The sequence below is a fragment of the Seohaeicola sp. 4SK31 genome, from assembly GCF_028802875.1.
Taxonomy (GTDB): domain Bacteria; phylum Pseudomonadota; class Alphaproteobacteria; order Rhodobacterales; family Rhodobacteraceae; genus Seohaeicola.
Genome location: NZ_JARAMP010000015.1, coordinates 52698 through 72358, shown reverse-complemented (window position 1 = coordinate 72358; position 19661 = coordinate 52698). Strand labels below are relative to the sequence as shown.

Here is a 19661-nt window from a genome sequence, read left to right as displayed (position 1 = left end):
TCTTTTTTGGGAGGAGAAGACATGAACAAGACACTCATCACAGCCCTGCTGGCCACGACGGCCAGCGTCACCGCCGCACAGGCGCAAACCGTCATGCGGTGCAGCCACCAACTGCCCCCGGCGCATCATATCGCCGTGGTGGTCGATCAATGGGCCGCCGAAGTGGAAAGCCAGTCCGGCGGGTCCATCGACGTGCAGGTCTTCGGGGCGGACAGCCTTGTGAAGGCCAATGACAACATCCTCGCCGTCGCCAAGGGCGAGATCGAGTGCGCCTTTTCGCTGAACTTCCAGTGGGGCAAGACGCTGCCGATCATGAACGTCACCGTCGGCCCCTACACCATGTCCTCGATCGAGGCGTGGAAGAAGTGGCCCACATCGGAAGCGGCGGCCTATCTGGAGGACAAATTGCTGGAAAAAGGCGTGCGCAACGTCGCCTGGATGTTCCAGACCAACTCGTCGGTCTTCACCTCCAAGGGCAAGTTCCTGCAAACCCCTGCGGATTTCGGAGGCATCAAGATGCGTGGTCTGGGGCCAGCCTTTGACCGCGGGCTTGAGGCAATGGGCGCCACCACCGTCTCGATGCCCGGCTCCGAAGTCTATCAGGCGCTGGCCACCGGCGTGATCGACGCGGCCGTGACCGATGTGGCTGCCGCATGGTCGCGCAAATACTATGAAGTGCAGGACCATTTCGTCGTGGTCCCGGTGCTGGCCGCCTATCTGCATGGCTATGTCACACCGTCCTTCTATGACGGTCTTGATGACGCCCAGAAGGAAGCGCTGAAGGTTGCCGGCGAGAAAGCTGCCGGATGGGCGCTTGAAGCCTCGATCGAGGCTTCTGCTTCTGCCCCGGATCAGCTCCGCTCGGCAGGTGTGCAGGTGCATGTCGCCACGGACGAGGAGAACGCCGCCTTCAAGGCCGTGATGCAGCCTGCCTTCGCCGAGGGTTTCGAGGCCGAAACCGGGGCCGAAGGCAAGGAATTGCTGGACCTGATCGCAAAGATCCAGTGACCGATGGCGCATGACACGAAAGATACGGCGGCACCGCAAGGTGCCGTCGGCTGGTTGGCGGCCCTGATCGGTCGCGGATTTGGCATATTCGCGGCGCTGGCCATTCTGGCGGTGCTGGTGCTGACCGCGATCAACGTCACGGGCCGCTATCTGTTCACTGCCCCCCTGCGCGGTGCCGAAGAAATGACAGGCTTTCTGGTCGTCGCCATGGTGATGCTGGGCGCAGCCGAAGCCTATCGGCGCGGCGATCACATCCGCATCGACCTGTTGACCGAACGGCTGGGACCGACAGGCGCGCGCTGGGTGGATGTTCTGTCGCATGTGGCCGTCGGGGCCTTTGCCGCGAACCTGTTGCGGACCGGCCTGCATACGGTCGAATTCTCGCACAGCTTCGGGGCCTATTCGCCCGGTTATCTGCAAATCCCGATGTGGATTCCGCAATCTGCGCTGGTCATCGGCGGGGCGCTTCTGCTGGCGATGGCCGTGCTCAAACTGATCGAGAGCCTTCTCGCCTTTGTCCGCAAGGAGGACCGCCCATGACAACCCTGCTGATTTTCGGCGCGCTGATCATTCTGCTTCTGACGGGCATGCCGATCTTTGCCGCCCTTGGCCTGACCTCCCTCGCCGTGCTGTGGGTCATGGAGGGAAAGATCGACGCGATGGCCGATACGGTCTTTGCCAGCCTCAACAATCCACTGCTGGCCGCAATCCCGATGTTCGCTTTCATGGCCCATGTGATGATCCGCGCGCGGGTCGTGGATGACCTTTTTGACTTCGCGAACAAGCTGGTCGGCCATGTCAAAGGCGGTCTTGGCTTTGCCACCATTCTGTCCTGCACGGTCTTTGCGTCGATCTCGGGTTCTTCCGTGGCCACCGCGCTGACCATCGGATCAACCGCCATCCCGCAGATGCAGAAATATGGCTACCGGCCCCGCGATACTTACGGGATCATCGCGGCAGGCGGCACTCTGGGAATTCTCATCCCGCCCTCCGGACCGATGATCCTCTATGCCATCGTATCCGACGCCTCGATCGGCGCGCTGTTTCTGGCAGGTCTGATCCCCGGCCTGATCATCGCTGCGATCTTCGCGGTCTTCAGCTGGGTGCAGGCCAACGCGCATGGCGAAACACAGAAACAGGATTGGGTCGGCGGCGCGGACGTCCTGCGCGCCCTGCGTAGATCCATCTGGGCGGTGCTGATGCCCCCTGTTGTCATGGGCGGCATCTATCTGGGCATCTTCACCGCGACCGAGGCTGCGGCCATCGGTGCCGTCTATGCCGTGGCCGTCGCCCTTCTGGCCTATCGCAACCTCAGCGCCCGCGACCTCTGGGAATGTCTGTGGGAGACGATGCGCACCACCGCGATGCTTTTCATGATCATCGCCGCCGCCGCCATCTTCGGCCATGCGATCACCCTGATCCGCCTGCCTGCCCAGATCGTCGAGGCGGTCACCGCGCTCGGACTCGGTCAGACAGCCTTCATCCTGCTCGTGATGCTGGCGGTTTTCGTGCTGGGCATGTTTCTGGAAACCATCGCGATCATCCTGATCACCACCCCCATTGTCCTGCCCTCGCTGATCGCGTTGGAGATCAACCCGATCTGGTATGGCGTGATGCTGATGATCAATCTGGAACTGGCGCTGATCACACCGCCTGTGGGGATGAATCTCTTTGTCCTTAAGGGGATCACCGGCGCGCCGCTGGCGCAGATCATGCGGGGGGCCGCGCCTTATGTGGTGTTGCTGATGGTCGGGCTTTTCCTGATCTGGGCCTTTCCGGCGCTGTCGCTGTGGCTGCCGACGCTGGCCGGCTTCGGGCGGTTCTGACGCACGCGGCAGGGCCGCTGCGTCAGATGCGCCACGCGACACAGGAACCATCCTCTTGCAAATGAAACAGATATATTGAATGTGTTCCACAAGGGTCCCTATCAGCCTGAGCGGCTGAGGGTGTCATCCCTGTGTGAAGGACGTATCAATGACAGCGCTTGCATTGCTGGCAAGGGTTCTCAAGGTGTCGGCGAGGGTGTTGGCAGCGGTCACGCTGCTTGCCGCTATGGAAGGACAGGTCTTCGCCTATGGTGTCTTCCTTCTGCGCCATAAGGTCGAAGCCATCACCCAGACACAGGTCAGCGCCCCGACACCAGAGTCTGTTCTGGCAGCCCTGCATCAACCCGATGAAAGCAACCTGACCTTTCTGGCCGTCGGTGACATCGCACGCTGCGCCCGGACCGACCTGCCGGGCCGGTTGCTGCCTGCAACCAGCGACCAGTTGGGTTGGCATCGGCCGATGGTGGCCGATCATGCCGATCCCACGGCCAGCGCCTCACTGGCAAGACAATGGCCCGACGCCCCGATCCTGGCCGTGGGCGATCTGGTCTATGCTCGCGGCACGCCCGGCGAATTCGCGGATTGCTATGAGAGGGCTTGGGGCGATTTGCGCGCGCGTATCCTGCCAGCGCCGGGTAACCACGAATATGGCACTCCGGGTGCCTTTGGCTACTTCGACTATTGGGGCGCGCAGGCAGGTCCGGACCAGCGGGGCTATTACGCGCTGCGCTGGCGCAACTGGCTGATCCTGTCGCTCAACAGCGAGGTGGACGCATCAGCAGGTTCACCCCAGGAGGCGTGGTTGACGCAGGAACTGGCCAAGGCGCCGGGGGCCTGCATCATGGCCTTCTTCCACAAACCGGCCCATTCTCTGCAAGGCCCGCGCCGCGACCAACACAATGCGGAACGGCTTTTCGCTCAGGTGCAACGGGCCGGAGCCAGCTTTGTCATCAATGGACATAACCACTTCTACGAACGCACGCGCCCACTGGACAGCAGCGGGGCCGTGGTCGCCGCAGGTGGAACGATCGGCTTCACGGTCGGGACAGGCGGAATCGAAGGCCCCGCGACACATGCGGCCGCCCTGCCCGCCCAGACAGCCGCAGCCATATTCGGCAGCATAGGTCTGCTTCGGGTGCAATTGTCGGACAGCGGTTTCGCATGGTGGTTCCATCAGGCCCAAGACAGGGCCGTGATGGATCACGGCACAGCCCCCTGCGGAGCGCAGTATACGGCCCTGTAACCAAGCGCGGCCCGGTCGGCTGGCCCCGAACCCTTCATATCAATATTTTTGAATATACAACCTCAAGTTGATTGAATCGCGGCCCGTTTCGTGTCCAAGATTATGGACGGATCGGAAACGCGCTGTCTCGATCTGGAGTGGGAAGATGAGAACTTTTACTGTCGTGAAAGTGATTGCCTTGACGAGTGCGCTTGGTGTGACCGCCGCACAGGCCCAAGACACAGACATCGGCGCAGATCTCTACACCGATTACTGTGCCGCCTGCCACGGCGCATCTGGCAAAGGGGATGGCGACATGGCCAATGTCATGACGATCCCATCGCCCAACCTGACCCTGCTGGCAAAGGACAATGACGGCGCCTTTCCGATGCTTCAGGTGATCCATGTGATTGACGGGCGCACAGGCGTCCGCGCGCATGGCGGCGTGATGCCGGTATTTGGAAAGGTCTTCCAGACACAGGCCGACAAGGATACCGGCGGCTATGGGGCGGTGCTGGAAAGTCGCGGGCGCGTGCTGTCGCTTGCGATGTATCTGGAATCCATTCAGGAATAAGCCTGCGGCAGCCCGCAGAAATCAACCTTGCCCGGCAAAGACAGCCGGGCAAGGCATGTGCGGAATGGCTCCGCTTACCAGCTGTTATAGCCTAGGAATTTGCCCGACATTTCGACCTTGACGCGGTCGCCCTTGGGGTTGGCCACACGGGTGATCTTCATGTCGAAGTCGATGGCGGACATGATGCCGTCACCGAATTCTTCCTGAATCAGCGCCTTCATCGTGGGACCGTAGACGCCCACGATTTCATACAGGCGATAGATGCAGGGATCGGTCGGCACAGCCTGTTCCCAGATCTTCGTCGGATATTCCTCCAGCACCGAGACTGCCTCGGCGGGCAGGTCCAGCAGGGCCACCAGCGCCTCGGCCTTGGCTTTCGGCATGGCGTTCAGACCCATGCAGGCGGAGTGGGTCCAGACCGGGGACATGCCGATGCCCGCTGCAATCTCTTCCCATTTCATCCCGGTCTTCTTCTTGGCGATCAGGATGAGCGTGGTCACGTCTTCCTTGGTCATCAATGCGGGCATGTCCAGATTGTCCTTCATGTCGTCCTCCAGTTATTCAAAGTAATGGTGTCAGGTGTTCACAGCCCGCAGACGCGGCTCGGGTGTTGGGTCTTCGGCGGTGCCGGTCAGGTCGATCCGCACGGTCTCGGGCCGCTGCGCCGCCCCGTCAGAGGCTTGCCCGGCAAGATCCTTGGACCGCTTGCCAAGGAACTGCACCAGATGATTGCGGATCGCGTAATAGTTGGGATGCTCGACAATGGCCGTCCTGTTGCGCGGACGGGGGATCGTGATGTCGACCGATTCCGCGACACGGGCAAAGGGGCCGTTGGTCATCAGCAGGATGCGGTCCGCCAGCAGGATTGCCTCATCTATGTCATGGGTGATCATGAACACCGTCTGACCGGAATCGCCCCAAATCTTGAGCAATTCATCCTGAATCGTGCCCCGCGTCAGCGCATCCAGCGCGCCGAAGGGTTCATCCAGCAGCAGCAGCTTGGGATGATTGGCAAAGGCGCGCGCGATGGACACACGCTGCCGCATGCCGCCCGACAACTGGCTGGGTTTGCGGTGGATCACATCACCCTCCAGCCCGACCATCGCCAGATATTGCCGCGAATGGTCCAACACCTTGGCTTTGGACCAGTCCGGGTGCCGCGCGGCCACACCGAAGCTGACGTTTTTCAGCGTGCTGAGCCATGGCAGAAGCGAGTAGTTCTGAAACACCACGCCACGGTCAAGGCTGGGGCCCGACACCTCGCGCCCGTCCATTGTCACGACACCACTTGTCGGCTCGGCTAGCCCAGCAAGAATGTTCATGATCGTGGATTTGCCACAGCCGGAATGGCCAAGGATGCAGACGAACTCGCCCTTTTCCACCCCGAAGGTGGCATTCTCGAACACGGTCATCATGCCGCCCTGCCCGTCCGGGTATTGCTGGGTCAGGTTCTCGATCGACAGAAACGGTTTACTCATCGGGGACACTCCTTATTCCATATAGGCCACGGCGCGCTGGAGCGAGGCGAAGGCCGCGTCCAGCATCATGCCGACAATGCCAATCATCAGGATCGAGAAGATGACCGAGGTGAGATCGAGGTTGTTCCACTCGTTCCAGACGTAGTAGCCAATGCCGGTTCCACCCACGAGCATCTCGGCCGCGACAATGACCAGCCACGCGATCCCGATCGAGATGCGCATCCCCGTCACGATGGTCGGGGCCGCCGCAGGCAGGATCACGGTGAAGGCGGTCTTGAAATGCCCCAACTCATGCGTGCGGGCCACATTGACCCAATCCTGCCGGACACCCGCCACGCCAAAGGCCGTGTTGATCAGCATGGGCCAGATCGAACAGATGAAGATCACGAAGATCGCGCTCGCCTCGCTGTCCTGAATGATGAACAGGGCCAGCGGCATCCACGCCAGTGGCGAGATCGGGCGCAACACCTGAATGAACGGGTTCAGCGCCTTGTAGGCCACCGGCGACATGCCGATCAGAAAACCCAGCGGAATGGCGATCAGCGCGGCCATCGCATAGCCCGTCAGAACGCGGTAGATCGAATAGCCGATCTGGATGCCGATCCCCTTGTCATTGGGGCCCGCGTCATAGAAGGGGTTCGACAACTCCTCCCACGCCTTGACGAAAACCTGACTGGGCGGCGGCACACCGGCCTTGGCCGCGCCGCCTCCGGTCAGACGCTCGTATTCGGTCAACTCGCCCACTGCCTGCTGCGCGGGGATCGCAGCCTCCCAGATCAGAAGGCCGACGACAAGGATGACCACCGACAGCAGCAACGCGCGTTGGTTCAGCGACAGGATCGGCACGATCAGCCCCTCCCGATGGCGAAGCTTTTGACATAGGCTTCGGGCTGCGCGGGATCGAAGGTCTTGCCCATGATGACATGGGACTTGTAGGTCACGTCCGGTGCCGCGTAGCCCAGATCGTTCATCACCTTCTTGGCGTCAGCCGCCAAATAGACCTGCTCGGCCACGGCTTTGTAGTCGATCTCATTCTCGATATAGCCCCAGCGTTTCATCTGGGTCAGGATCCAGACTCCCATCGAGTGCCATGGGAAGGGATCGAAATCGATCCGGTCAGGCACGGTCTTCACCTCGCCCAGACCGTCGGCATAGACACCGGTCAGCACCTGCTCGATCACTTCGACCGGTTGGTTGAGATAGTTGGTCGGCGCGATGGCCGCCGAAATCTCTTTGCGGTTTTCGGGATTGGACGCGTATTGCGTCGCATCCACGATGGATTTCAGCAACGCGCCATAGGTGTTGGGCAGTTGCTCGGCAAAGGACAGCGGTGCTGCAAAGGCACAGCAGGGATGACCTTCCCAGATCTCCTTGGTCAGCATATGGATGAAACCGATTCCTTCCCAGACCGCGCGCTGGTTGAACGGATCGGGCGACAGATAGCCGTCAAGATTCCCGGCACGCAGGTTGGCCACCATCTCGGGCGGCGGCACGACGCGGATCTGGATGTCCTTGTCGGGGTCCAGACCGAACTCCGCCACGTAATAGCGCAGCAGGAAGTTATGCATCGAATACTCAAACGGCACGCCGAAGGTCATGCCCTTCCACATCGTGGGATCGCGTTTATCCAGATGCTGGTTCGACAGGACGATGGCCTGCCCGTTGATGTTCTCGACCGCGGGCATGATATAGGGCTGCGCCACGGACCCCGCTCCCAGCGTCATGGCCAACGGCATGGGCGTCAGCATGTGGCTGGCGTCATATTCCCCCGAAAGCGACTTGTCCCGCGCCACGGCCCAGCCTGCGGTCTTGATCACGCTGGCGTTCAGGCCATAGCGTTCATAAAAGCCCATCGGCTGCGCCATGATGATCGGCGTGGCGCAAGTGATCGGGACGAAACCGATGTTGAGATCGGTCTTTTCCGGCGTGCCGAGGTTGTCGAGGATCGCGGCCTTGGCCTTGTCGATCGGAAACACCGAAGCCAGCGCCGCCGCGACCGTGCCGCCCCCCAGCATGCCCATGAAAGACCGCCGTCCGATATCGCTATGCCCGAAGACCGAGCGCACGATGGCGCTTTCCACGGCCCGCTCCATCATCGCTTCCGAGGACATCACCTCGGTCGCGTGGTGGTGGTGTCCTGCCTTGCAGGTGTCGCACCCGCAAGCCGCGCCATGGCGCAGGTCGGAATTTTCGGAAAAGGGATTGCCCAGGCTTTTCATCGTCATGTCATGTCCTCTCGCACAGATCTTGTTGCACCCATCATCTGACGGGACGGGATCATGGCGAAAGGGGCGTGCCTAAAATTTAAGCAACACTTTTTATATCATTAAATCATATATTTAACCTCTGCACCAACCATCCCCGCTTGACGATATTTCGTAATTTACGAAATGTCGTATTGCCATGCCGCGATGCAGCGGTTTCTTCTGATCCCATGCTGGACTTGCCCACACGCTCCGATTCCCTGCTCAATGCGCTGGCCGAAGCCGCGCTCCTCATCGACCTTGTCGAAGACAGGATCAGGGCCGCGAACAGCCGTGCACGCCGTCTGCTGGACCTGCCCGACGCCGACGGCACAGCCTTCTCACCCCTTGTGGGGGCAACGCTGCCGCAATTCATCGTCTTCGTGGATGAAATCGCCCATCGCAGCGAGGCGTGGAGCCGCGACATCACCCTTGCCACCGCCAAATCCGCCCCCCTGCGCTGCGAGATCAGGGGCAGGCTGGTCGAGGACTCGCCCTCACTTCTTCTGCTGACCGTTCTCGATCTGGATGAAATGGACCGCCATGACCGCATCACCGAAGCGGCGGAACTTCACCGCTCCGGCCTGCTGGAATGGCGGCGCGCGCAGGGCTTCTTCTCCGAACTGGAACGCCAGAACCAGTTGATCCTGAACGCGGCGGGGGAAGGCATCTACGGCGTCAATGCCGACGGCAAAACCACCTTCCTGAACCGCGCCGCGCAGGAAATGCTGGGCTGGACCGCAGAAGACCTCTTGGGTCATGACATCCATTCGGTGATCCACCATCACCACCTGAATGGCGAAACCTACCATTCGCATGATTGCCCGATCTACCAATCCTTCCGCTTCGAACAGGTCGCCCGGATCGAGGATGAGGTGTTCTGGCGCAAGGATGGCAAACCGATCCGTGTCGAATATGTCTCGACCCCGATCTATGACCAGAAAGTGCTGGCCGGGGCCGTGGTGATCTTCCGCGACATCACCGAGCGCAAGGAAAACGAACGCAAACTGCGCGAGGCGATGGAGGAAGTGGCCGCCCTGCGCGACCGGCTGGAGCAGGAGAACGCCTATCTGCAAGAGGCGATCACCTCGGAACGTGCGCATCACGACATCATCGGGCGATCCCCGGCGATCCGGCAACTTCTGACCAAGATCGGGCTCGTCGCCCCCACGGATGCCACCGTCCTCATCACGGGCGAGGCGGGCACAGGCAAGGCACTGGTCGCCACGGCCATTCACAGCGACAGTCCGCGCCGCCGCCGTCCGCTGATCCATTTCAAATGTGGCGCCGTCACCGCCGACGCGACCGAGGCGGAACTTTTCGGTCAGATGCGCGGCGCCTTTCCGGGCGCCCTGCGCGACAAGCCCGGCAAGCTGGAACTGGCGCATGGCGGCACGCTGTTTCTGGACGATGTCTCGGAGCTGCCGCTGGAACAACAGGGCCGCCTGCTGCATGCCCTGCAAGCGGGCGAGGTCACGCGCCTTGGCGACACACGCACCCGCCAGATCGACATCCGCGTCATCGCCGCCACAACCAAGAACCTTGAACACGAGGTCGCCGCAGGCCGCATGCGCGAGGATCTCTGGCTGTTCCTGAATGTCTTTCCGGTCACCTGCACCCCCCTGCGCGACCGACGCGACGATATCCCCGAACTGGCGGCGCATCTTCTGGACATCGCCTGCAAACGAATGAACCGTCCACGCACGGTGATCACCGAACGGATGATGGAAAGGCTTTGTGCCTATCCCTGGCCCGGCAATGTCCGCGAGCTGAAGAACGTCATCGAACGCGCCGCGATCCTGTCCACGGGCGGCAAGCTGATGGTGGAACTGGGCACCGACACGCCCGTGCGCGGATCGTCGGCCCAAACGATCCGGACCGAAGCCGAAATCCAGCAGGCGATCCGCGACAATATCGTGGCCTGCCTGCGCGAGACGAACGGCAAGGTCTCCGGCCCCGACGGCGCTGCCGCATTGCTGGGCGTGCAGCCGACGACGCTTTATTCCCGTATCCGCAAATTCAGGATCAGCGCGCGCGAGATTGGCTGAACACCCAAACGCGCTGCGGGCAAATCGTCGTCAAGTCGGCCAAATGACCGGCAATCATTCACTCTCTGAATGGAATGACAATTTTTTCTTCGATAAACTTAGCCTTTTTCAGCAGTTTCTTCCAAAAACAGATGTCTGATACATCACAATTGCCAGAACATTCGCGGGCACAAGCGATAAACATCGCCACATCCGTTTGTCCCATCTGAAAGGGGTCTGGCATGAAGGTCGTGGTTCTGGGTTCCGGCGTCATCGGCGTCACTTCCGCGTGGTATCTGGCGCAGGCAGGGCATGAGGTGACGGTGATCGACCGTCAGCCTGCAGCAGCACTGGAAACCTCCTTCGCCAACGCGGGCGAGATTAGCCCCGGCTATTCCTCGCCATGGGCCGCGCCCGGTATTCCGCTCAAGGCGCTGAAATGGATGTTCATGGAACATGCGCCGTTGATCATCCAGCCCAAGATGGACATGGCCAAGCTGCGCTGGATGGCGCAGATGCTGGGCAATTGCACCACCGCCGCTTATGCGGTGAACAAGGCGCGCATGGTGCGACTGGCCGAATACTCCCGCGATTGCCTGACCGATCTGCGCGCCGAGACGGGCTTGCATTTCGATGAACGCCAGCAAGGCACGCTGCAACTGTTCCGCACGCAGAAACAGATGGACGCCGCTGCCAAGGATATCGAAGTGCTGCGCGCCGGTGGCGTCGCCTTTGAATTGCTGGACCGTGCCGGATGCCTGGCCGCGGAACCCGGCCTGCGCGGATCGGCCGACCGGTTCGTCGGAGGTTTGCGCCTGCCGGGGGACGAGACCGGCGATTGCTTCAAATTTACCCAAGGGCTGGCCGCACGCGCGGCTGCGATAGGCGTGACCTTCTGCCATGGGATATCCATCGACCGGCTGAACATGACAGGTGGAAGGATCGCATCCGTGACCACCTCGATGGGGGATGTGACCGCAAATTCCTTCGTGCTGGCCCTCGGCAGCTATTCCCCCGCCTTGGTGGCACCCTTGGGGATGCGCCTGCCTGTCTATCCGGTGAAGGGTTATTCCATCACCCTGCCCATCATCGACGAAGCCCGCGCGCCCCTGTCGACCGTCATGGACGAGACACACAAGATCGCCATCACCCGACTGGGCGACCGCATCCGCGTGGGCGGCATGGCGGAACTGGCCGGGTTTGACCTGTCCCTGTCCGAGAAACGCAAACGCACCCTCCTCCACTCTGTCGAGGACCTGTTCGGCGGCGCGGGAGACACCCGCCAGACCAGCTTCTGGACTGGCCTGCGCCCGATGACCCCCGATGGCACGCCGGTCGTGGGACGAACCCCCGTGGCCAACCTTTTCATGAATACCGGCCACGGCACGCTGGGCTGGACGATGGCCGCAGGATCGGGCCGCGTGCTGGCGGATATCGTGTCAGGGCGCGCGACACAGATCGACAGCAGCGATCTGGGCTTTGACCGTTATCAGGGCCGCGGGATCGGCCTGAAGCCGACCCGCCAGATGCGCCCGGCCTTGGGCTGACACAGCCGCCGCAGACATAAACAGCAGGCATCACGGACAATGCCTGCCGTTTCCCCATGTCTGTCTCGAAAAAGGAAACTGATCCGGAGTCATTCTCGCCCCGTAATGATCAATCATTGCGTCACTTTATCGCAATGCTCACACAACCGGGAGATTAGAATGAGCACTTTCACGACCAACATGATCACGGGGATCAGCCGCCGCACCCTGTTCAAGACCGGCGCCGCCGCCGCATTTGCCGCGACCCTTGTGGCCTGCGCGCCCACCATGTCCGAGCCCGATGTCGTCGACATTCTGGCCAGCAATGACCAGTTCAGCACCCTCGTCGCCGCCGTGGGGGCCGCCGGTCTGGCCGAGACGCTGAAGGGCGACGGCCCCTTCACAATCTTCGCCCCGACCAATGCCGCTTTCGCCGCGCTGCCCGCAGGCACGGTGGAAAGCCTGCTGCTGCCGGAAAACAAGGACACGCTCGTGTCGATCCTGACCTATCACGTCGTCCCCGGCGCTGTGACCTCGGATCAATTGGCCGGACAGCGCCTTGATGTGGAAACCGTTCAGGGCCAGACCCTGCACATCAACGCCACCAACGGTGTGCGCGTGAACCGTGCCAACGTCACGCAAGCCGACATCATCGGCTCGAACGGCGTGATCCACCGCATCGACAGCGTGCTGCTGCCCAAATAAGCCCGATCCGGCTGCACACCGGACCAAAGGGGCAGGCAGGGTCTGCCCCTTTTCTTCATGCGTCACCCTCCTGCCGGGGATCTGGCAAGACCACAGGGATGCGCCGCGGTCTTCGCGCATGCGAAAAAGGCGCGTGCCATTGGCCACGCGCCTTATTCTGCTCCCCCAAACGTCAGCAGCCTGAAATCAGGCTTTCTGACGGCGGTTGCGCTCCCACATGAAAGCGACGATCGCCAGAACGGCGGCCATCGCCAGCAGGCCGGTCGATGCGTCGATTTCGGGAACGCTGGCCACGTTGCCGGACACCGGAGCGTCGCTGCCGGGAATGGTCGAACCAGAGGTCGACAGATTGGACGACCCTTGGCCGCCATGGCTGCCATACTCACCCGGACGACCCGAACGGCCACCCATGGCGAAAACGGTTGCGGTCGACATTGCAAATGCAGTTGCGGATGCCAGTGCCGTTGATGCAAGCTTGAATACGGTCACGTTACGGTTCCTCATTGAAAATTTTCCACCAAATGGCACAAGGCCACTCACGACGAAACAGATCACTCGGAACACAAATCCTAGTAATATACCTTAGAGAGTTTTCCCAAGCTGCGCCAATGAAAAAACACCGAATTGCCATATTTAATAGGCTGGTTTTGGAAACAATGACACAAGTCTCGCCCAAAATATGATCAATCTGTGGCTAAAACTTTGCCTGCCACCACAATGGGTGCCTTCTGTTCTATCTTGGGTTGTCCACCACCGAATCCCCATCGCGTGATGATCTCACCCTATTCGCTGACGCCCCGGCCCATCCCTCGAAACAACTGAATGTCAGCCCGCGCCGCGACTCCACCCTACGGGCATTGCCCCCGCAAAACCCATGCAAACCCTCGCATACGGCCGGGCAAAGGGCGGATAATGTCCGAACTTGGTTGACGTCCCCCCCTCCAGAGTGTTTTTTTCGCCCACCATCTGCGCAAAGAACGCACTCACAACCGGGAGAGAGAGAACACCATGAAACAACTGCTCATTGCAGCCGCGGCAGCACTGGCCATCGCGCCCATGGCGCAGGCCCAGGAACTGTCCATCGCCACTGGCGGTACGGGCGGCGTCTACTATCCCTATGGCGGCGGTCTGGCCGAAGTCATCAACAATCACGTCGAAGGCTACTCGGCCAGCGTCGAAGTCACCGGCGCCTCGGTAGAGAACATGGCCCTCATCCAGCGCGGCGACAGCGATATCGCGCTGGCCCTGGCGGACACTGTCTATCAGGCTTTCACCGGCACCGGCGCGTTTGACGGCAAGCAGATTGCCGAAGCGCGTGCGCTGGCCTCGATCTATCCGAACGCGGTGCAACTGGTCACGCTGGCTGACAGCGGGATCACCAGCCTTGAGGACCTGCGCGGCAAGCGTGTGTCCGTTGGCGCACCCGGGTCGGGCACCGAACTCAGCGCCCAGATCATTCTGGCCGCCAATGGCATCACCTACGATGATTTCGAGCCGCAGCGCCTGAACTTCAACGAAACCGCCGATGCGATCCGTGACGGTGACATCGTCGCAGGGTTCTGGAGCGTGGGCCCGCCCACCTCCTCGATCATGAACCTTGCCGCAACCCGCGAGATCCGCATCGTCGGTTTGACCGATGACCAGATCGCCAAGGCACGCGAGGCAGAACCGACCTTCGCCCCCTATACGCTGCGTGCCGAGATGTATGACGGGATGGCCGAGGCGGTGACGACCATCTCGACTCCGAACGTTCTGGTGGTGCATGCCGATATGGACGAAGAACTGGCCTACAACATCACCAAGGCGATGTTCGAGAACGTGGCAGAACTGATCGCGATCCATCCCGCGGCCAATGACACGACCATCGAATTCACCGTGGACTCCACACCGATCCCCTTCCACCCCGGCGCCCTGCGCTATCTGGAAGAAGTCGGCGCGGCCGTTCAGGATCACCAGCGTCCGTGATCCCTATTTGGAAAGGGCGGTCCTTGCGGGCCGCCCTTTTTGCCTGCCTGGCGCTGGCCGGTTCGCCCCTCTGGGCACAAAGCAAGCTTGTTGTGGAAACCCCGGCAGGGCTGACGATCGGCGTGTTGGACTTCGCCCCCGGGCAAGAGATCTGCCTGACCTGGGCGCATTCCGTCACTGGTGGCCGGGTGGCCGATTGCTTCGAGAACAGGTCTGGAACCATGGTGCTGTCGCGGTCCTATCTGCATGATTTCGCAGCCGGTCTGGGCGAAATTGCCGGGCGTGGAACCCTCAGGACCGCCGCGACAGGCGGCTACTGGATCGACGGGATCAACGAACCGATCCCCGACAACACGCTGCGCCTCAGGGTGGGCGCGCCGCGCGTGGGACATGTTCTGACCGATGGCACCCGGCGACTGAATCTCAGCGCGCGGGCCGCAGGGGCCAGCGTGCGTCTACGGCTCAGGCCTGAGTCTCCCTGACAGGGGCCGCACGGCCCCTATTCATCTTATTCTTCACCCCGACAGGATGATAGCATCATGACCGACAGGACCCAGCAGACCGCCATTCCCGAGGCCGTGCAGCCCGCCAGCCTGTCGGACCGCATCCAGCCGCGCCCGATCCTGTGGGTCATCACGCTGGTCGCCATCGCGATGTCCCTGTTCCAGATGTATACTGCCGGGATTGAGCCGATGGGCCTGTTCTATCAGCGTTCGGCGCATCTGGGTTTCATCCTGTTCCTGGCGTTTCTGATCTTTCCCATCACGGGTTCGTCCCGTCCCCGTGGCACCATCGGCTGGATCGTGGATGCCGTCTTTCTGACGGCGGCCTTCCTCAGCGGGTTCTATATCTTCTATTTCCTTGACGACATCATCGACCGCGCGGGCTGGTGGTCGCAGACAGATATCATCATGGGGATCATCGCCACCATCGCCGTGCTCGAGGCCAGCCGCCGTGTCGTGGGTCTGGGCATGACCATCATCGGTCTGATCGCCATCGCCTATGCGCTGGCCGGCCCGCGCGGCGCGCTGCCGTGGCTGGGCGAGTGGATGCCGGGGATCCTGTCACACCGCGGGGCCAGCCTCGACCGTCTGGTGGGGCAGCTCTATCTGGGGCAGGAAGGCATCTTCGGCCTGCCGCTGGGTGTGGCCGCGACCTATGTTTTCATGTTCGTGCTGTTCGGCGCCTTTCTGGAAGTCACCGGCGCGGGCAAGTTCTTCATTGATCTGGCCTTCGCCGCCACGGGGCGCAAGCCGGGCGGCCCCGCCAAGGCCGCCGTCATCGCCTCGGCGGGAATGGGCTCCATATCCGGCTCGGCCATCGCGAATGTGGTGACGACGGGGGCGTTCACCATCCCGCTGATGAAGAAGCTGGGCTATAAGCCCAAGGAAGCGGGCGGGATAGAGGCCGCTGCCTCGACCGGCGGGCAGATCACCCCGCCGCTGATGGGGGCCGGTGCGTTCCTGATGTCCGAGTATACGAACGTGCCCTATATCGACATCGTCATGGTCTCGATCTTTCCGGCCATCCTCTATCTGGGCACGGTCTATCTGTTCGTGCACCTGGTGGCGATGAAGGCAGGCATGAAGGGCATGTCCGCATCCGAATTGCCCGTGGTGCGCCATGTGCTGGCTGCGGGCTGGCAGTTCATCGTGCCGCTCGTGGTGCTGATCTATCTGCTGGTCAACAATATCTCGCCTACACGCGTGGGGTTCTGGGCGATCATCTCGGTCATAGCGGTCACGGCGTTGCGGGCGGGCTTTACCCTGATCGTGCTGGACCCGAAGAACGGCCATCCCCTGACCCTCGACCGGCTGCGGGACGCGATCATCGGCGGGTTGCGCCTGATGGGACAGGCGCTGGAGCTGGGCGCGCGGAATGCGGTGGCGGTGAGCGTGGCCTGCGCTGTGGCGGGCATCATCGTGGGTGTCGTCGGATTGACCGGGCTGGGGCTCAAGTTCTCGTCCATGATGATCTCGCTCTCGGGCGGGAACCTTGCGCTGGCGCTGATCTTCGTGCTGCTGGCAAGCCTGATCCTTGGCATGGGTCTGCCTGTAACCGCCGCCTATATCGTGCTGATCGTCCTTGTGGGGCCTGCGCTGAACCAGGATTTCGGCATTCCGCTGCTGATCGCGCATCTGGTGGTCTTCTGGTATTCGCAGGACAGCAACGTGACGCCGCCCATTGCGCTGGCCGGGTTTGCGGGGGCGGCGATTGCCGGGTCGAAACCGATGGAGACCAGCATGCAGGCGTGGAAATACGCCAAGGGCCTTTATCTGATCCCCGCCTTCATGGTCTACAACCCCGAGATCATCATGGGTGGCGAGACCTGGTATGTCATCTGGACCGGTGTGATCGTGGTGATCGGTCTGGTCGGGTTTGCGGCTGCGATCGAGGGATATCTTTTCACATGGATGGACAAGATCTCGCGTCTGTTGATCGTGCCGGGGGTCATCATGATCTTCAATCCCGATGAGATCATCGAAGCCTCGGGGGCGGCCTTGGTCTTTGGCCTGATGGTCTGGAACTGGATCAAGAGCCGCAGGGCCGACGCTGCGACGGCCTGAGATGGCTTGCCCGCCGCCCCCTTGGTTGTCCGGGCCGAGGGAGGGCGATGAGGTGTGTCCCACCGTGGGACATTTTTCGGTCCGTTTGTTTTCAAAAGGTTAGGCGACGGCGTTAGGGAAATCTTAACATATGTCCGGCCTGTGGCCGTAAGACAGGGAGAAGTGGGACAGCCAGAAGAGGGAGAAAGTGGGATGACGGATATTGCCACAAATCCGCCCTCAAATCACCAATCCACGCTTTTAACAGTCCATTGTCGCTGATGTTGCGACAGTGTCCAGAATGACCGTTTCCAGATGTGCGTGAATGACGTTTTCGAGTGCCCTTCGGTCAGCTTGGCGCAATCTGGAAGGGGGCCTTGGGTCATGCGTCACATCAGAAGAACGGGGCTGTCATTGGCGGCGGTCACATTGCTGGCAGGCTGCGGTGGCGGCGGCGGTGGCATCGCATCGGGTGCGGCGGCGGCTCTCAATTTCATAACCGAGACTATCTCGGGCGGGAATTTCAGCGCAAACGCGCTGTCGGCGAGCTTTGTCACCAGTTTCGCCAATTACGAGGATGAGGCGCGACGCCTGCGAGAGTCGGCCAAGTACGACATACAGGAAACCTTGTGGTACGTCGAAAGGGATGGGATCGCAGGACGTGACCCCAGAACGGAACCGCAATATTACAGCTATTCGCTGGCCTCTGCCCGAATCGATTATGCGCATGCCGCAAACCTGTTCGGGACGGGCCAGACCATCGCCGTGCTGGATGACGGGTTTCTGACCACCCACGAAAGTATCGCTGGCCGCACCTCCGGTGCCGGGGGCACTCCCCAAAACCACGGCACCGCCGTTGCATCGGTTCTGGCCGGCGATTCCACGACCATGATCGGTGTGGCGCCCGGCGCAAACCTTGTGCTGGGGACATATGAATCCTCTGCAAGCCGGACGGCTGCAACGAATCTCGCCCGCACCTCGGGTGCGGTGGTGCAGAACAACTCTTGGGGTTTCGATGGCCGGATCGCCAGCGCCGCCACGTTTCGCAACCTTTTCGAAATCGGCAGCGAGGCCAGTTATCTGGACGCCTTGCGCGACTATACAAGAAACGGCGTCGTCGTCTTTTCCGCGCAGAACCAGCGCGACTCGAGCAGTGCTGGCATCATGGAAGCCTTGCCGCTGTTCGCGCCCGAACTGGAGGCAGGCTGGCTGGCCGTGGTCAGCGGCGTGCCGACCTTCAACGACGATCGCATCCTGAGCGTGCAGCGCGTGTCGGCCCCCTGCTTGCAGGCCGCGCGCTGGTGTCTGGCCGCAGACGGGACATGGCTTGCGGCCAATGCGACCGGCACGGATCGTTACAGTCTGTTCGTGGGCACGTCTTTCGCCGCGCCTGTCGTATCGGGCGCGATTGCGCTGCTGGCACAGGCCTTTCCGAACCTTACGCCGCATGACCTGCGGGCACGGCTGATCGCCACGGCGGATAACCGCTTTGACGGGTTCGTTGCCTCTGGCCGGCTGGAAGTGATCCCCGGATCGGGTTTCTTCCATGACTACAGCACCGAATGGGGCCATGGGTTTCTGGATGTGCGCGCAGCCCTGTTGCCCATCGGCACGCCGGTCGCGCGGATGGCGGATGGATCAACGCATAGCGTGGCGCAGCCGCTGATCATCGGCGGTGGTGCCTCGGGCGATGCGGTGGCCCGCAGCCTGTCGGGGGTGCCTGTGCTTGTGACAGACCTGCTGGGCGGTGACTTCACCATGCCCGGTCAGGCACTGGCAACGCCCGCCCCTGCGGCACCGGTGTCGGAACGCTTGTGGCCTGCGATGTTCGGGACGGCCTCGCGCTCGGGCCTGATGCGCGAATATGGCGGCGGGGAAATGACCCTGCGGCAGGGACCGGTCGAACTGTCCCTGATGGGGCCTGATAGCGGCGGTGGCCGTGCGGCCATGGCCGGGGCCGAACCTGCGATGGCCGCTGCCATCGGGCAGTCGCTGGCCGCGGCGGGGGGAGAGCTGTTCATCGGTCTGAACATCGCCCGTGACGACGGCACGCTGATGCCGGGGATCGGGGGGGCCGCCAGCACCCTTGCCGCGCTGGAGGTGGCCTTTACGCGCGAGGTCGGACAGGGCGGGTTCATCGAACTGGGCGGCACTTTCGGCGTGTCACCGGGGGGATCGGGTGCCGCGATGTCGGATCGTTCGGATGTGCGCTTCAACGCGTTCAGGATCGAAGCGGGTCAGACCGGCCTGCTGCGGACCGGCGACCGCCTGAGCCTTGGCCTGTCGATGCCTGTGGCGATCACCTCGGGCGGGGCCGATATCGCGTTGCCCGTCTCGCGTGGGGCGGGCGGCATCATGCATCGCACTGTCGGGATTGATTACGCCCCCGAGGATCGCGAGATCGACCTGTCGATCACCTATGGCATGCCGTTCGGTCAGGGTGGCGAGGTCTTTGTGGGCGCGATCCATGCGTTCAACCACGGCCATGTGTCGGGCGCGCAGGATACGGCCGCCATTCTGGGCTTCCGCATGGCGTTCTGA

Annotated in this window: 17 protein-coding genes; 12 read left to right on the top strand and 5 right to left on the bottom strand. The window is 61.9% G+C overall.

The window, feature by feature from the left end; genetic code table 11:
- Nucleotides 1–21 precede the first annotated feature (21 nt).
- The 5 genes from dctP to PVW27_RS13690 all read left to right on the top strand — a co-directional run bounded on the left by dctP (nt 22) and on the right by PVW27_RS13690 (nt 4630).
- Nucleotides 22–1008 (top strand): TRAP transporter substrate-binding protein DctP, encoded by a 987-nt coding sequence (gene dctP, locus PVW27_RS13710; RefSeq protein ID WP_274558593.1) that lies wholly within the window; start codon nt 22–24, stop codon nt 1006–1008.
- Nucleotides 1009–1011: 3 nt separating this feature from the next.
- The gene (locus tag PVW27_RS13705) at nt 1012–1548 is read left to right on the top strand and encodes a TRAP transporter small permease (protein WP_274558591.1); all 537 of its coding nucleotides are present in this window, start codon (nt 1012–1014) and stop codon (nt 1546–1548) included.
- Nucleotides 1545–2834 (top strand): TRAP transporter large permease, encoded by a 1290-nt coding sequence (locus PVW27_RS13700; RefSeq protein ID WP_274558589.1) that lies wholly within the window; start codon nt 1545–1547, stop codon nt 2832–2834. The genes PVW27_RS13705 and PVW27_RS13700 overlap by 4 nt, the downstream gene beginning before the upstream one ends.
- A gap of 148 nt (nt 2835–2982) precedes the next feature.
- Nucleotides 2983–4077 (top strand): metallophosphoesterase family protein, encoded by a 1095-nt coding sequence (locus tag PVW27_RS13695; RefSeq protein WP_274558588.1) that lies wholly within the window; start codon nt 2983–2985, stop codon nt 4075–4077.
- Between the two features lie 145 nt (nt 4078–4222).
- Nucleotides 4223–4630, top strand: coding sequence for a c-type cytochrome (locus tag PVW27_RS13690; RefSeq protein WP_274558586.1), 408 nt, complete (start codon nt 4223–4225; stop codon nt 4628–4630).
- A 74-nt stretch (nt 4631–4704) separates the two neighbouring features.
- On the opposite strand, the gene cynS is transcribed toward PVW27_RS13690, so the two are convergent.
- From cynS to PVW27_RS13670, 4 genes are read right to left on the bottom strand one after another with little or no spacing between them, the layout of a single operon-like run.
- The gene (cynS, locus tag PVW27_RS13685; protein WP_274558584.1) at nt 4705–5175 is read right to left on the bottom strand and encodes a cyanase; all 471 of its coding nucleotides are present in this window, start codon (nt 5173–5175) and stop codon (nt 4705–4707) included.
- A gap of 30 nt (nt 5176–5205) precedes the next feature.
- On the bottom strand, nt 5206–6108 hold the full coding sequence (locus PVW27_RS13680; protein WP_274558583.1) for an ABC transporter ATP-binding protein: 903 nt from the start codon (nt 6106–6108) through the stop codon (nt 5206–5208).
- Nucleotides 6109–6120: 12 nt separating this feature from the next.
- On the bottom strand, nt 6121–6954 hold the full coding sequence (gene ntrB / locus PVW27_RS13675) for a nitrate ABC transporter permease (RefSeq protein ID WP_274558581.1): 834 nt from the start codon (nt 6952–6954) through the stop codon (nt 6121–6123).
- A gap of 2 nt (nt 6955–6956) precedes the next feature.
- Nucleotides 6957–8333: a CmpA/NrtA family ABC transporter substrate-binding protein gene (locus tag PVW27_RS13670; RefSeq protein ID WP_274558579.1), complete on the bottom strand. Its 1377-nt coding sequence runs from the start codon at nt 8331–8333 to the stop codon at nt 6957–6959.
- A 209-nt stretch (nt 8334–8542) separates the two neighbouring features.
- Between PVW27_RS13670 and PVW27_RS13665 the strand changes: the two genes are divergently transcribed.
- The 3 genes from PVW27_RS13665 to PVW27_RS13655 all read left to right on the top strand — a co-directional run bounded on the left by PVW27_RS13665 (nt 8543) and on the right by PVW27_RS13655 (nt 12609).
- Complete coding sequence (locus PVW27_RS13665) at nt 8543–10399, top strand: sigma-54 interaction domain-containing protein (RefSeq protein WP_274558578.1); 1857 nt, start codon at nt 8543–8545, stop codon at nt 10397–10399.
- A gap of 221 nt (nt 10400–10620) precedes the next feature.
- The gene (locus PVW27_RS13660; RefSeq protein ID WP_274558576.1) at nt 10621–11925 is read left to right on the top strand and encodes a D-amino acid dehydrogenase; all 1305 of its coding nucleotides are present in this window, start codon (nt 10621–10623) and stop codon (nt 11923–11925) included.
- Between the two features lie 159 nt (nt 11926–12084).
- Entirely contained in the window at nt 12085–12609 is a 525-nt protein-coding gene (locus PVW27_RS13655) for a fasciclin domain-containing protein (RefSeq protein ID WP_432762081.1), read from the top strand.
- A gap of 186 nt (nt 12610–12795) precedes the next feature.
- On the opposite strand, the gene PVW27_RS13650 is transcribed toward PVW27_RS13655, so the two are convergent.
- Entirely contained in the window at nt 12796–13044 is a 249-nt protein-coding gene (locus PVW27_RS13650) for a VPEID-CTERM sorting domain-containing protein (RefSeq protein ID WP_274558574.1), read from the bottom strand.
- A gap of 573 nt (nt 13045–13617) precedes the next feature.
- Here PVW27_RS13650 and PVW27_RS13645 point away from each other — a divergent pair.
- From PVW27_RS13645 to PVW27_RS13630, 4 genes are all read left to right on the top strand, one after another.
- On the top strand, nt 13618–14574 hold the full coding sequence (locus PVW27_RS13645) for a TAXI family TRAP transporter solute-binding subunit (RefSeq protein WP_274558573.1): 957 nt from the start codon (nt 13618–13620) through the stop codon (nt 14572–14574).
- A 23-nt stretch (nt 14575–14597) separates the two neighbouring features.
- Complete coding sequence (locus PVW27_RS13640; protein WP_274558571.1) at nt 14598–15056, top strand: DUF1850 domain-containing protein; 459 nt, start codon at nt 14598–14600, stop codon at nt 15054–15056.
- A 57-nt stretch (nt 15057–15113) separates the two neighbouring features.
- Nucleotides 15114–17141: a TRAP transporter permease gene (locus PVW27_RS13635; RefSeq protein ID WP_274558569.1), complete on the top strand. Its 2028-nt coding sequence runs from the start codon at nt 15114–15116 to the stop codon at nt 17139–17141.
- A gap of 363 nt (nt 17142–17504) precedes the next feature.
- Nucleotides 17505–19661: a S8 family peptidase gene (locus PVW27_RS13630; RefSeq protein WP_274558568.1), complete on the top strand. Its 2157-nt coding sequence runs from the start codon at nt 17505–17507 to the stop codon at nt 19659–19661.